Here is a 15110-nt window from a genome sequence, read left to right on the forward strand (position 1 = left end):
GAGTTTTTCCCTTAGATGTTCACTTAAGATGAAAAACACCATTTCTACATCCAAACATCTAGGGATCGCAGAGATCCCGCGAGTGCTGGCTTCCCACCAGAACGCCTCGGCCAAGGCGCTGCGCCAAGCTGTGTCTTCCAGCCAGAGAATGACCAAGCGCAAAGCATCTTCAGGGCCAGTCGTAGCGTAACAGCAGACCACTCAGACTCCGGAGCCCCCTACACCCTGCCGCTCAAGGTCACTTCCATCGGGTCTCCTCTCTTTTGGTAAAGGCTTGCAACGATGATGCCCGGGCGGCCCGGCTGCGGTATAAACAAGGCCCTGTCGATTGCACACAGAGGAGCGACTTGTCGAACGCAAGCGGAGCGCTTTCATTCTTCAACGCAACGGCTGGCGCCATCCGGCGCCATGGCCGCGCGATGCTGGCGGCCGCGCCGTGGTCGCTGGCGGTGTTCCTATTATCGCTGCCGTTCGCCATTCTGGCCGCGTCGCTGTACTGGCTTAAGGGCGGCCTGTTCCTGCTGTTCGCGCTGGTCAACCTGATTGCATTCTCGCGCATGACGTACGCCTGGCACCGGGTCATCGCGCGCGCGGACGATACGCGGATCGATGCCGGCGGCAGTACGGCGCAAGCCTGGCACCTGGTGATGCTGGGCCTGCTGGCGGTGGTCGTGACGACGCTGGCGCGCGCGACCGGCGACCTGCCCTACGTGTTGTTCACGCTGATGAACGACCCGGACTCGGGCCTGTTCTTCGCGGCGCTGGTGCCCGTGGTGCTGGTGCTCTGGCTGCCGATCCTGTACGGGTTGGCGCTACTGGCGCCCGCCCTGCCGCGCGCCGCCATAACCGGCGCAACCGGCTTGCGCGGCGTGCGCGCCGCCATGCCCTACCCGCGCTGGCCGCTGATGCTGGCCCTGGGCATCCTGGTGAGCGCGGGTGGCCTGGCCCACAGCGCGCTGTACGAGTACCTGGGCTACGCCCTGGACGGCGGGCCGTATTGGATCGTGGCCTACCTGACGCTCTTCATCGTCATGACGTTCGTCGTCGGCGCCATGGTCTCGGTGGCCTACCGGGACGGCGCGCCGGCGCGTCCCGCGTCCCACAGCGACAGCGACGGCATCAAGGATGCAGCGACGCCTTGACCGCCTTGTCCACCGCCTTTTTCGGACCGCAGGGCGATGCCTACCAGGTCGAGATCGTCGGCCGGCTGGGCGCGGAACACCGCGCTGTTGGCCTCGTCGTGGCCGGTTGCGAACATGGCATAGACGAACGGCGCCAGCTGTCGAAGTTCATTGAAGGTGGAAAGCCGACACTTTTTAAACCAAGGACTTAGTGAGGCTTGGTTCATTCACTCTGGTTGCTATGGTTCATTGAACATGGCGTTTTTGCCTGAAAGTTCATTGCAATTGTCTCCTCGCGCCATCGCACCGGGATCGAAAGTTGATCCTTCAGATCGGCGCCAGATCAACGGTCTCATCCCGGGCAAGGGGTGAAGCACTCTCAAGAAGATAGTCGAGCATCAGTGGAAGGAGTTGTTCAACAGAATCGGTGGAAAGAGGTCAGCCGGCTCAAGGTGCTCTCCGTCCAGACTACGACCAACTTCAGTGAACCAAATCTCAAGTTGAACGAAATTCGACAGCCGTGGCCACCATTCCCCGTAAACTGCGGAGCGGTGATCGTCGTGCGAATAGAAGAGTCAAACTACGAGCTTGAAAGGCCCCCATGACCCAGCTTACCCTCGAAGCCAATGCCGCGCTGGAGCGCGGCAACCTGATCGAAGCCATCAAGATCACGCGTGACCACACCGGCATGGACCTGAAGTTGTCCAGGGAAGCGGTCGAACGGTACGCCAATAGCAGCGAGCAAGAGCGCGCTGCAGGCGCCGTCGGCAGCGCAAGCCGCAGCACGACCGAAGCCGGGACCATCCAAGGTAACCGGCCCGCCGTACCGGCCGCAGCCCTGGACGCCTTGGCGCGCGGCCATAAGGTGGAAGCCGTTCGTCTCACGCGCGACGCCACGGGCCTGGGGTTGGCCGACGCTCTCAAGCTCATCGACGCACAGTTGAACCCTGCCGCCGAAAACGACGTCCCCTTGTCATCGAACAGACTGGGCGACCCGATGGCCGAACCCGGCCGGGTGCCGCGCGGCGGCTTCAAATGGCTGCCCATCGCCATCGTCCTGCTGCTGTTCGCGCTGGCGTGGATCGCGCTCGGCAAAGGCTTCTGACACATGATCGTTCCTGAGTACTGGGCCGAAGGCCGCATCCAGCAGCAGGTGGCCGGCAAGCAATACACCGTGCGCCGCTACGGCTGGTCCAACGACAGCGCGATGGCCGCACAGGCGCATGCCGACCAGCGCACGCGCGAGGCTTTCGACCGCATCGTCAAGGGCGAACCGCTGCAGCGTCGCGAACGCAAGGTGGCGTATAACGGCGCCGACGGCATGCCGATCCGCGAGGAAATCCTGGAACGCCATGGCGACAACATCATCACCCGCAACAGCTACGGGGCGCGCTGCCTGAACACGCCCAACGTGATGTTCGTCGATGTCGACTTCGAAGAACGGCGCGGCAACGCGCGCGGGCTGACGGTGATCGGCGCGGCGTTTCTGATGGCCTTCGCGGTTGGCTACACCACGTACTCGGCGATGGCGGGCCTGGCCACGCTCATGCTGGTGACGGCGTTCGGCTTCTGGCGCGCACGCGCCGAGGGGCTGCGCCTGACCGAGGACAAAAGCGATCCGCTGACGGGCCTGCGGGAGCGCCTGGATCAGTTCATCCAGCAACGACCCGACTGGCACCTGCGGCTGTACCGCACGCCGTCGGGCGCACGCATTCTGGTGATGCACGACGTGTTCGCTCCCACGGATGGCGGCGTGTCCGAAGCTTTCGAGGCGCTGGGCGCCGACCCGGTCTATGCGCGCATGTGCCGTAACCAGAATTGTTTTCGTGCGCGCTTGAGCGCCAAGCCATGGCGCGCGGACATCGACGAACACCTGCCGCGCCCGAGCGTCTGGCCGGTGCCGTTTGAGAAGCAGGCCGCACGCAACGCCTGGGTGGCGCGCTACGAAAAGGCCACGCAAGGTTTTGCCGCCTGCCAATACCTGGGCAGCGTGGGCAATACGCTGAACGTGCATCCAGCTGCGCTGGCCGTGCAGGACCTGCACGACGACCGCACCCGCGCGCACAGCGGGCTTGCGCTGGCCTGACCGTTAGATCGGCTTCACCGCCCCGCTGCCGGAAAAATGCCCGTCGATTTTCTAGACAAAGGTGGCGAACGAAGAGCGCGCCCGCGACGTGGTCGACGGTGTGGAAAGCGATGGAATGCTGCATTGCTGGATCTCCAGTGCCGGGCGGGATTGCCCGGCATAGCGCAAGAAACATCAAGTCGCCGCAGGATGCCTTCTACGGCGACTACGCCGCGTAATTCACGGAGAATTCCAACTTCAACGACGCGAGCAGCAGCGTTTCCACTCGTTCTGAACTCGAGAACTCACTTGTGCTGGAAACCAAAGCTCTCGCTTGTGCAGTCCCACGGACATGACCTCAGCACCTGAACAAGGCAGCAGGCCGCAGCGCTCTTGGTTCCACACCATTGTTACTTTTCAAATTGAGCAACCAACTTTCCATGTTCGGCGAACTTCTGCAGCAGACTCTTGCTCCTCGGACGCTTCAGCTGTCGAAGTTCAGCGAAGATGGAAACCAGGCGCCTTTTAAATCAAATACTTAGCAAGCCTTGGTTCATCCACCTTGGTCACCATGGTTCATTGAAGCCGGTGTTCCTTCCCAGAAAGTTCATTGAACTTGGGGCGCTTGCTTTCGACACATCGGGATATTCCCGCACCGAGTGCGGGATACGACCGATGGGTGGCCTCGTTGGCAGGCACGCCACTACCTTTCTCAGCGAAGCGTTCACCCTTCCCCGGACCAGCAGTCATGCAGCCTCGGACCACCATCGAATTGACAACGGAAGGCGTTGCTAGCGCGCAAGCCCCCCGTGCCAATTCGTGCCAAAGGGCTGCCATAAAGGCAGCCCGCCATCTTACGGGTTGAAGAGCAAGAACGCGTAAGTCACAAAGAGCGCGATGTGAATCGTGCCTTGGATGACCGATGTCCTTTGGTTGTTGAAAGACTGCATCCCGATGAATACCGTCAGCGCCAACAAAACCGTCTCCATGCCGGAAATACCCATGATCACTTGTTTGCCGGTGACCAAGCCGATGACTAGCACCGCGGGAACGGTCAGCCCAACCGTTGACACGAAAGCACCAAGGCAAAGATTGATCGCGCGTTGCATTTCGTTGTTCATCGCGGCCTTCACTGCGGTCAGCGACTCAGGGGTGAATACAATGATCGCGATCAACACCCCACTCACTGCGATCGGCGCTCCGGCCGTCACGACGCCGTAATCGATGACCACGGCGAGGTGATGAGCCAACAGCACGATAGGGACGATCATGGCAAGAAGGAGGATACTGCTCTTCAGAATCGAGCCTTCCTGCGTCGAGTCGCTCTGAGCGTCTCCGCCAGTCGACGATGTGGCGCTCGCAGCAACCGCCATGCGACCAGGCTCGGGCTGGATGAACAACCTACGTTCGCTGCGCATCTGCAGAATCAAGAACGCCGCATAGAGTACGGCAGTGATACCCGAGACCACCCAGCCTTGAAGGACGTTCAATTCGCCCGCGCCGCTGAGGTAGTTCGGCAACACCAGCGCAGTGCCCGTTAGCAAGGCGATCATAGCCAGGTAAGCGTTGGTCCCTTGTGCATTGAACTCTTGCTCACCGTGCTTGAGGCCACCCGCAATAAGGCAGATGCCCATCACCAGATTAACGATGATCATCATTACGGCGAAGATAGAATCTCTTCCGATCGTCGGAAACTCGCCGGGGCCGAGCAGGACCGACGCTATCAGGATCACCTCGATCGATACGATCGAGAGGGTCAGGATCAGCGTACCGTATGGCTCACCCAGCTTATGCGCCAAATGATCCGCTTCGTGAACCACGCCGAATGATGCTGCGATGATGGTCAGGAACAGCACTGCGAAACAAACCAAGGCAACGCTGGGCGTCAACGGTTTGGCAAGCCATTCCCCGCCGTAAAGCGAGAACGCGCCGACAACGACCCACGCCCATACGAGCTTGAATAGCGTAGCCTTGGGAATGCTCGTTGGCATTATGGCAAGCTCGGTTGCCTGCCCGGATCTAGACCTGTGCTCTTGTCTATTCATGGAAGTGTCCTATCTCCAAGTGGATTACCCGAAAAACTCCCGTGTGCGGGGCTTGAGCGACAACGAGCCTTCAGGACTGCCTATCCCTCGGGAGGCAGAAATTGGGACAATGTCCATAGCGCGGCAGAGGATGACAAAAGGACTCCGCCTAGGGCGAGCAAAAACCCAAGATCTCGCTTTTCAATGCCCGGCGACTTTTGTTTAGCGGATGCTGCGGCTAGCCAAACAGCCGCGCCGACAACCCCCGTTGCGAGGGCGAAATTCGACACAATCATCGAATCGCTCCCACACTGAACGGTGCAGGTGAAACCGGGCGGCCACCACGCAAAGCAGAACGTTCAAGGGAAGAGGGAGAGGAGAAATCAGGGGGGGCAACACGCATCGCTTTTGCTTCTTTCCAAGAAAGAGTAAGCGGGGTCGTCCCCAAAAAAAGATGCAAACCTAGGTCGTCCTGGTTGCTGCGGCCTGGCAACGGTTGCCGGCCGATCATCCTACATCGAGGGCGATTCTGCCCGATGCGATGAAGGGTAGTCAATTATTCTTCGGCGGTATGAGGGTCGTGCGTGGTTGTTGCGCAACCATCCACGCTGACCGCTGGACCTTCTCCTTGTCAAAGATCGGTTTAAGCACGTTCAAGGTATCGGACGACGTGTCACGGTTGAGCGAGGCGATCGTCTCGGCCGCCGTCATGCCCGTCAGATTTTGCTGGGCGACCGCGTCGCGGATCACCACCGTGCCGCCACTGATCGCGCTATACGTGGTCGAGCTGTCCCGGCCGCTGGCGGCAGCCACCGCCGGGGTTCCCATCCCCAGCCCGCCCGATGGCTGCGGCACGCTCGTGCCCGGCTGCGCCTTGGAGCCTCTGGCCACATTGCCCTTGGCGTCCGTACCCAGGCCAGCATCCTTGCCACCGGCCTTTCCGCCCGAGCCGCCCCATCCGTACCCGCCGCTGATCCCGACTTGGCTCGCCTTGTAGCTGGCAGCAAGTGCAGTGAGCGTCCAATGCACCTCCCGCAGCTAGAAACCCCATCAGTTGGGGTTCTCGTTCGAGTATTGCAAGCACCGCTGCCCTCGAACCCGCCGGAAGATTGCAAAGAATTTGAGAAAACCGCGAAGCCTGAAGCTATTCATTAATAAGTGAATTTCGTATTAGCCTTTCCACCAACCGCCAAGGTTAATACGAATTTCTTCCAATCACCGCCCGTATGCGATTTCATCAGCTCGTGTAGTTCGTGAACAAGACTGGAAACTCTGTCCTCAGGGTCATCCAGATATTCGCTAAAGAACGAACCGTCGCGAATGAAAGAATATTTAGAACCTACAGACCACCCTTCGTCGTAAACCTCATGATCAAATTCACACCGGATCTCTTCGTACGCCCCTTTTGCAGATTCATGCATAATCTGCACGAGCGAATTCAATATCTCCACTTGTTTCTCAATGCTCATTTCCCGGCCTCATTTCTAAATGATCTACGCATTTTCACCCCGTTTATTGAGTAATCAATGACCAATGAGTCGGGCCTAGCCGACGCAGGGTCCGTTCTTGAAAATTGTACTGTCACGGGACCAACTTGATTGCCATTGCTTAGTCCCTTCTTAATTTCGTTTTCCCAGCGCTTATAAGCAGAATTATTGAAATTGCCATTTTGTGGAAAAAGGTTGAATCGATCACAAGTACCACCGAGCTGACAACCTTGGATGTGCCCACCCACATCCGTTGGCATCCCCTCTTTACCAACTGCTGTTTGACGTGCATCACGGACGCCTCTATTTAAAGACGGGCTATAGGTAATTTCATCGACGTAACCGCTTGAATTAGTCTTGAATTCCGTGCCGTTACTCAGCTTGACATGGCTATTTGGTGGCGGCTCATTTAGTATTTTGTATTCAGACGTCCCCTTACTGGCTTTGGCCACATCAACCTCGACCTCAGCCAACTTAACGCCACCATTTGCTTTTGCGCCACCTAAAGCCGAAGCCTTCGCCTCGTCATTCTCCGATTGTATTCGTGGTGATGTGGCTGATCCACCACCTTTTACTCCTGCAACCGACGCCCTATTAGACCCAACAGCGCCCACTGCCGCCGCAGCCCCTGCCACACCCGTCTTTGCTATCTCATTCCACGCAAGCTGCTTGGCCTGATCGCCTCCCAGCAAAAGGTAATTCTTGATCGCAGCATTGCGATCCACATCAAGCATTACCGACGCGGATATCTTTAGAATCGACAACTCCTCCCACTCGGAAGCACTCAGCCCGCCGTCACTACGCAGCTTTTCTTCCAAATTTGCAATTCGGCTGCTGTACTCTCCGAGCTGCGCCGCTGCCGCTTCTATTTCTGCCTTACAAACGTCCACGCTTGCGCACTGAGTCAACGCCTTTCGATTCCGATTGTCGATCTCCTTATACTTTTTCGCGACACGCTGTTCGCATTGCGTGTCGAAATTGCATTGCGCCTTTTCTTGAATTCGCGCTTGATGTTCCGGCACGCTCAAGGCGTTGTTTTCCGTCTCATTGATCGCTGCAAAAACCGCCTCGGCGCCAGACACCCCTGACGCTTCTGCTATCCCCGCCACCAGCGAACCGACCAGGTTGCGACGCACCTCCTTCTCTTCCGCGGTCATCTTTGATGCATCGCCACCCAGCAACGCATTAAGCACAGCCCCGGAGCCCGCACCGAGCGCTCCTGCGCTGCAATCGCTGCCCTTGCCGGCGGCCCCCGCGCACCCCACGATCGCGTGCATGGCGGCGCGCGCCGCTTCCGCCTGCGGCCCTTCACCCAGGGCCGAGACGATCTTCTTCACCTGAGACGCCCCGAGCCCTTGCAAATAGTTGACCGCCACAGCCTGGAGCGCGTCACCGGCCGCACCGGTCACATTGCCGCTCACAGCCCCCATGATCGCGGTCAGCCAACGACGGCTCTCGCCACCCGGCCCCCATGTCTTCGCATCCTCAAAGGCTTGCTGCAATTGATCTCGACGCGGTCCTTCGGGCTCGTTCTTCAGCGCATCTTCCAGCGCCTTGGCTTCTTTTGCCCGATTCGTCAAGAACTGCCCCACCTGCCGGTTCGCCTCCGACACAATCTCGAACCCTGCCTCGATCTTCTCCTTGTCAAAGATCGGTTTAAGCGCATTCAAGGTATCGGAGGACGTGTCACGATTGAGCGACGCGATCGTCCCGGCCACCGTCATCCCCGACAGGTTCTGCTGAGCGACCGCGTCGCGGATCACCACCTTGCCGCCGCTGATCGCGCTATACGTGGTCGAGCTGTCCCGGCCGCTGGCGGCCGCCACCATCGGGGTTCCCATCCCCACCCCGCCCGACGTTTGCGGCACGCTCGTGCCCGCCTGCGCCTTCGAGCCACCGGCCACGTTGCCCTTGGCGTCCGTGCCCAGGCCAGCATCCTTGCCGCCGTCCTTGCTGCCCGAGCCGCCCCACCCGTACCCGCCACTGATCCCGATCTGGCTCGCCTTGTAGCTCGCGCTGTTCCGCAGGTTCTCGGTAACCAGCGTGCCCGTCTCCAGCCTGTTCACGCCTTCGGCCACGGCCTTGTCGCTGCTGGCGATGAGCCCGCCAACAAGCGCCGTGTTGTTCTTGACGTCAACGAGGAAACCGCCATCGCCCGCCTTCAGGCCCGCCTGTTCCGTGGCCGACTTGAAGTTGCTCTTCATCTGGCCTTGCGACACGTTGCCCGACACGCGGCTCGTGCAATAGCCGTAGCAGAAGCTGCCCGCCAAGCCCGCGCTCTGTTGCTTGGACGCGTACGTGCTGATGTCCTGCAACGTCTCGATGCGCAGGTTGTTGCCCACCGACGCCAGGATCCGATCAGCCTGCCCAATGGCGCCAATCAGCGACGTGTCGCCGCCAGACTGCAGGCCAAGCGTGTTGCCCGCCGTCACGGTGCTGCTGGTCCAGCTCGTGTCCTTGCCATCGGCTCGGCCACGCGCGGCGCTGGCCGCCACGTTCAGCGTGAAGCCCACGCCTTGCGAGCCTACGGTGACACCCACGCCAATGCTCGCGTTGGTGCTTTTGTTCGTGCTGTGCTGCTCGAACGTGTTCTGGGCCGCTTGCAGAACGATGTCGCCATCGGCCTTGACGGCCGCATTGCGACCCGCTGACAGGCTGGATCCCGTCACCGTCACGTTGGAAGCCTGGCCACCGCCTTGCGCGACAACGGTCAGGTCCTGTCCGGCAGCCACGGTGGCCCCGCGAACCGATGCGGATTCGCGCTTTGTGGTGCTTTGGCTCTTGCTCGATCCCAGGTCGATACTGATGTTCAGGCCACCCGCCGCGCGGGGATCTGCCTGAATCGCGTCATAGGCATTGACACCGGCCAAGCCGGTCGTGGCCAGGGCTAGCCCCTGCATGACCTTGTTGTCGGTCTTGCCCGCCGCCTCGCTCATCTTGCCAGCGGTCTGCATCGCGCTCACCAGCGGCGTGCTGGCGTTGATGCTCAGCCCGGATTGCTTGACCTCGTGGAACTCCTTCTCGCGCGCGGTATCGATCGCGGCCGCGACGTTCACGTCGCGGCCAATCATCGTCACATCGCCTTGGCGCGCCAGGACATTGCTGCCCACGACGTTCAGGGACTGGCCGGCGTTGATCAGCGTATCGCCCTGGACGCTGCCCACCGTGCTCTTGGCGTGAAGCACCTTGTCGCCATCGAGAATGTCAGTCTGTTTGCGCGTTCCGTAGCTCAAGCCGCCCATTGCACCAAGACCCGACTTCTTGACCCTCTCGTACTGATACTCAGCGGCCTTGTTCTGCGCCGCGACGATGTTGACATCGCGTCCACCCGCCACGACCAGATCATTCTGCGCGGCGACATTGGATCCGGTGACGTTCAGGTCGCGCCCGGCATTCAGTACCGTGCTGTCCCCCGTGAAGGTCGAGGAAGCAGATGTAGTCCGATCCGACTCTGTCTTGCGATGCTCACTCTTGCTGGAGAAGAAGCCGCGCTTTTTGTAGTAGGTCTCGTTGTAGGCGTATTGGCTGTCGGTGCCCGCGACGACATTGATATCCCGCCCCGCGCCAACCGCAAGCTGCCGCTCCGAAGTCACTTCCGCCGCGCGCGCGTTCACATCCTGGCCCGCCACCAGCGTCAGATTGCCATCGGCGACGACGCGAGAACCAACCTCTGTCTTCGAGCGCATCTGCGACCGGTTCTTCTTGCCGTAGTCATACGACTCCGCGTAACGCTCATCGGCGCTGCCCAGGTTGATGTCGTTGCCCGCCTGGATGCGGGCATCACGGCTGGCCGATATCGACGCCGCTTGCGCATTGATGTCGCGCCCGGCCTGCACGTTCAGGTCACCAGCCTCGATGCGGGCCACGCCGTCGACGCGCGTACTGCTCACGCCGCCACTGGCGTTGGACTGCGTGGTGGCGGTCAGGTTGACATCTCGCGCCGCGCTCAAGGCAACCTTGTCCCCCCTGAGCAACCCGGCAATGTTGTCAATATCGTTGCGCGCGGCCAGGTTGACCGTCTGGCCCAGCATGGAACCCACGGTGTTGATAATGTTGTCGGCCTGGACGACCAGCGCGTTGCGCGCGCCGAGGGTGCCGCTGTTGGCTACATTGCCTGTCGTGCTGATCCGAGTGTCACGACCGGCAATCAGCGTGCCGTCGCCGCGCAGGTCGCCGGGCTTGACCATCAGATACACCTGCGGCGCCAGCACCTTTGGCCGGCTGCCGTCGGGCAACGTGACGGTCTGCTCCACCAACCACACGATGTCGCTGGTCAGGCGTTGCATCTGCACTTCGGTAAGCGCCGTGCCGACCGCCAGGCCGAACTTCTTGGCAAAGCCCGCCCCGGCGGCAAGCAGTGCTTTGTATTGGCTTTCGTTATCGGTGTAGTCGCCCACGAAACGCTGGCCGGATGCCAGCATGATTTGCTCGGCAACCAGCTTCTGCTCGTAAAAGCCGTCGCCCAGGCGCTTCAGGACATAACCTCGGTCCTGGTTCAGCTCGCGCAACAGAAAATCACTGGAGACAGGCTGACGCAAGCCCAGGAAGCGAGGGTCGGTGGCGATGAGGTAGGGCGCTTCGGGCGCCTGCATGACCTGGTACAACGCGGCCGTGGGAACCACCGGCGGCAACGTCACCACGCGGATCGCGCTCCTGCCCGGCAGGCCCACCTCCATGATTCGCGCCGGGAGATGGCTGTCAACCACTGGGCTGGCGGCAGGTTTCCGGTTACCCGTGTCCGGCAACGACGTATTGCCCACGGCGCTGGCCACGGCGAGGTCGATGCGCTCCGGTTTGACGATGTCCTTGTAGTCGGACCAATCTTCCCTGCGCCCGCCGCCTCGACCCACGGTACGGACTTCGGACCCCACCCGTTCGATGGATCGGATGCCTTCGGCGCCGATGTTATTGATGGCGGGGCCGTCCACCGTCAACGTGCCACCCGCGACGATGCGGCTCTTGTCGTTTGTCACCGTGCCGGTGATCTTGGCCTGGCCGCCGACGACGATCCTGGCGGGATCGGTCGATAGCGTGCGGCTCTCCATCACGACTTCGTTGACCTTGTAATAGAAGAAGTTCTTGACCAGCCTGCCGTTGAAGTCCGCGTTGAAGGCGTAGATCTTTCCCGCGAGTTCATCGTGGCGGGCCTTGTTCAGGGCCAGCGCCTGATCGCGTTCCGGCGTAGACACCAGGCAAACCTGGTTGAATTTGCATTTCTGCTCCACCATGGGGGGAACAGCCACGGGTTCGGCGACATCGAACACGCTCCAGATGCGTTCACCCGCCTTGTAGCGCGGCCCTCCCGGCACGGTGGCGCATGACCCGCCGGCATCCCCGCCTGGACCATCACATACATACTGATCGGGCAACCACGCGGGCGGAATGGGCGCATCTCGGCCCTCCTTACCCTTGACGCCCCGCACGTAGTCAAACGGCGGGCCGTATCGCGATTCAGGGTACTTGTCTGAAGGCAGCAACAGGCGCCGCTCGGAATCATCCTCCAGAAAGGTCACGGGATCCCTCCCGCAAGCCGTCGTCACGGAATCGCATAGCCACAGCTTGGAACCATCCAGCAACTCAGTCGAATTCTCCAAGCGGTAGTACAGCTTCGGCCCCCGACTGACCTCGACGGTTTCGCTAGTGAAATGCAGGTTGCGATTCTGAATGCTGGCTGCGGCGATGTCTGCGTTGCGCTCGGCTTCGATGGTGGCCGATTCGTTGCTCAACAATGCCGCCTGTCCCGTCGCCTTGCCGGCGCCGTCCAGCGCGCCGCCGATCCGCAGGTCGCCTGCCGCATAGATCAGCGCATGCTCGCGGTTGGTCAACGTCCCCACGCCCAGGTCCATGTCGCCACGCGAGGCGATGACGGCGTTGGGCTCGTTCTGCAGCAACGGCGTCTGGATGCCGATGCGGTCGCCATAAACGCGTCCGGTGTTGACCAGGTTGCCGGCGGTGATGCGGGTGTAGCCGCCGTCGATCAGGCCAGCGTTGGCCAGCAGGCCGCCGATGACCAGTTCGTTGTTGCGCACGGCGATCAATTCACCGCCCGCGCGGTTGGTGAGCGTATCCGCCGTTATCTTCAGGTCCTGGCCCGAGTGGATCTTGCCATCGTTGTCCAGGTTGTCGGTCACGAGTTCCAGCGATGTTCCCGCGGTCAGCGCGCCGCCCGTGTTGGCCAGGCGGGTGAAAGCCAGCGTGGCCTTGGCATCGGACGACACGTTGCCACGCGCGTTCTCGAGCGTGCCGGTGGTCAGCGCCAGGTCCTGTCCGGCGCCGATGCGGCCGGCCTGATTGTCGACCGAACCGGTGTTCAAGGTGACCTGCTTGCCCATCAACCCGAGGGCCCCGGCAGTGGTGCCGCCAGCGCCCGCGATACCGTTGGCGAGCGTGTCGCGGTTGTTCAAGCTGCCCGCGTTCAAGGCCAGGCCATTGTCGGCCTGGATCAGGCCGCCGCTGTTGTCGAGCACTCCCTGTGTCTTGAGCGTCAGGCCATTGGCCGCGACGATGCCACGGGAGTTCGACAGCGCCTGCGCGTTCAGCGTGGCCAGGCCTTTCGCGGCGATGGTGCCGCCGCTGTTGTCGAGGTTGCCGGTGGCACCGATATCCAACGCACCGCCACTGACAATCCTGCCGCCCGTGTTGGACAGGCTCGCGGTCTTGATGTCGGCCGTGCCGCCGTACAGGCCCCCGCCCTGGTTCTGCAACGCGCCGGTGTTCGTCACCGCCAGCTTGCCATCGGCTTGCGCCACACCGTTGCGGTTGTCCAGGCTGGCCGCTTGAATGTCGGCACTACCGCCAAGCAGCTTGCCGCCCTGGCTATCCAGGGCGCCGGCGGTTTCCACGCGCAGCGCACCATTGGCTTGGACAGCGCCGCCTTGGTTGTTGATGCCGTTGGTACCGCGCAGCGTGACGCTATCGCCCGAGACGACGCCGCCCGCCGCGTTGACGACGGACTGGCCGCTGATGTCGACCGCACCCGCGCCGGCCAGCGTGCCGCCAGTGTTGCCGACCACGCCACCAACGCGGCCGGTCAATGCGCCGCCACTGGTGACCTTGCCGCCGGTGTTATCCAGGCTGGCCGCGCGCAGCAGGACCGAACCGCCGTACACCGCACCCGCGCGGTTGGTGAGGGCGCCCGTGGCATCCAGCGTCAATGCGCCGCCCGCGACGAGCTTGCCGCCCGACAGACCCAACACATCGGCCGCGACGCTGGCATTGCCGCCAGCCATCAGGGTGCCGGCGTTTCGCAGACCGCTGACTTGAACGCTCAGCGCGCCCAGGGGGCTGATCGAGCCGTCGGTCTGCAGGCCCGCCGTGAAGGCGCCGCGGTTGTCCAATTGGCGCGCCACGATGCTGGCGTTTCCGGCTGAGGACATGCCGGTGTAGTTGACGACCTTGCCGGCGGCATTGAGCGCCAGCGCGCCCCCCGCGACGGCAGTGCCCTCGTTGACGATGTCGCGTCCGCTTTGCACCGACAGGTCGGTGGCGGCTTGCATACGACCCGACGGCAGTATCTTGACGTCGCCATTGGCGCTGACGTAAAGGCTGCCCGTCAAGGCAGCCAGGTTGCCCCCCACGTTCACGCCCACGCCGGCCTCGGTGCCAATGAGCCGGATGCTATTGGCATACATTCCACCAAGCGCGGCCACGTCCAGCGCCACGCCGGTGCCGGCCCCGGCGCCGGTCAGCGCCGAAACGTCGATGCCGTCATAGCCGACGCGGGCCAGGCCCGCGACCACGTTCAGGCGATCGGCCCATACCTGCGCGTTCAGTTCCAGCGTGCGGGCCAGCAGATCGAGCTGGCTAAGGTTGGCGCCATACAACCCCGCGCCCTCGATCGCCAGACGACCGGTGGCGATGTCGAAGCCCAGCGCCCCATCCGGGCCGATCACCGGCTTGCCGGTGGTCAGCGTGGCGCGATTGGCGTTCAGGAAGCCGCAGCCGTTGCAGGTGATGCCCGCCGGGTTGGCGACGATGACGTTGGCGCGGTTGCCCGCCACTTCCAGCATGCCCATCAAGCGTGACGGGTTGCCCGCGGTGACCTGGTTCAGGATGGTGGCGGCACGCTGGTTGCCCAGCATCGGGTTGCCCGCCACCTGTCCCGCCACTTGTGTCTGGCTGGCCGCTCCGCTGTTGTTCAGCACCACGCCCGAGGGGCCGACGTTGAACTGGGTGAACCGGTTGTTCGAAACGCCGCCGGCCGAGGGCGGCGCGATGTTGACGACCGGCACGCCGTTGGCCGTCCCCACCACGGGCCGTTGGCCCGCCACGTTCTTATCCACGGAGATGGGCAGCGTCTGCGCCAGGACAGGCGTCCAGACCTGGGTATAGAGCACAAGCCAGACGATGGCGGAGCGAAACTTGAACATGATGCGGCGATTCTCGGTAATCGGTTCGAACAGCTTGTCGACAG

7 protein-coding genes and 1 pseudogene are annotated in these 15110 nt (G+C 62.0%); 3 read left to right on the plus strand and 5 right to left on the minus strand.

The genetic code is table 11. The features are described 5' to 3' along the window. The first annotated feature begins 347 nt into the window (after positions 1 to 347). Positions 348 to 1142, plus strand: coding sequence for a hypothetical protein (locus tag ACVN9Z_RS02935; protein WP_190283003.1), 795 nt, complete (start codon positions 348 to 350; stop codon positions 1140 to 1142). Here the strand turns inward: ACVN9Z_RS02935 and ACVN9Z_RS02940 are convergent. Continuing rightward, positions 1120 to 1279, minus strand: a pseudogene (locus tag ACVN9Z_RS02940) (DUF2000 family protein); the annotation flags it as partial. The gene ACVN9Z_RS02935 and the pseudogene ACVN9Z_RS02940 sit on opposite strands and share 23 nt — an antisense overlap. Positions 1280 to 1722: 443 nt before the next feature. On the opposite strand from ACVN9Z_RS02940, the gene ACVN9Z_RS02945 reads away from it, so the two are divergent. Together ACVN9Z_RS02945 and ACVN9Z_RS02950 are read left to right on the plus strand one after the other, a co-directional pair. Next, entirely contained in the window at positions 1723 to 2226 is a 504-nt protein-coding gene (locus ACVN9Z_RS02945; protein ID WP_054505252.1) for a hypothetical protein, read from the plus strand. 3 nt (positions 2227 to 2229) lie between these two features. Continuing rightward, the gene (locus ACVN9Z_RS02950) at positions 2230 to 3207 is read left to right on the plus strand and encodes a hypothetical protein (RefSeq protein WP_054484792.1); all 978 of its coding nucleotides are present in this window, start codon (positions 2230 to 2232) and stop codon (positions 3205 to 3207) included. Between the two features lie 833 nt (positions 3208 to 4040). Here ACVN9Z_RS02950 and ACVN9Z_RS02955 read toward each other — a convergent pair. The 4 genes from ACVN9Z_RS02955 to ACVN9Z_RS02970 all read right to left on the minus strand — a co-directional run bounded on the left by ACVN9Z_RS02955 (position 4041) and on the right by ACVN9Z_RS02970 (position 15066). Next, complete coding sequence (locus tag ACVN9Z_RS02955) at positions 4041 to 5177, minus strand: calcium:proton antiporter (protein WP_458213501.1); 1137 nt, start codon at positions 5175 to 5177, stop codon at positions 4041 to 4043. A gap of 585 nt (positions 5178 to 5762) precedes the next feature. After that, on the minus strand, positions 5763 to 6239 hold the full coding sequence (locus ACVN9Z_RS02960; RefSeq protein WP_458213076.1) for a hypothetical protein: 477 nt from the start codon (positions 6237 to 6239) through the stop codon (positions 5763 to 5765). 122 nt (positions 6240 to 6361) lie between these two features. After that, positions 6362 to 6679, minus strand: coding sequence for a hypothetical protein (locus ACVN9Z_RS02965; protein ID WP_458213077.1), 318 nt, complete (start codon positions 6677 to 6679; stop codon positions 6362 to 6364). Beyond that, positions 6676 to 15066 (minus strand): hemagglutinin repeat-containing protein, encoded by an 8391-nt coding sequence (locus tag ACVN9Z_RS02970; RefSeq protein WP_458213078.1) that lies wholly within the window; start codon positions 15064 to 15066, stop codon positions 6676 to 6678. Before ACVN9Z_RS02970 ends, ACVN9Z_RS02965 begins: the two co-directional genes overlap by 4 nt. Positions 15067 to 15110 lie beyond the last annotated feature (44 nt).

Source organism: Achromobacter sp. KK8 (assembly GCF_054188005.1).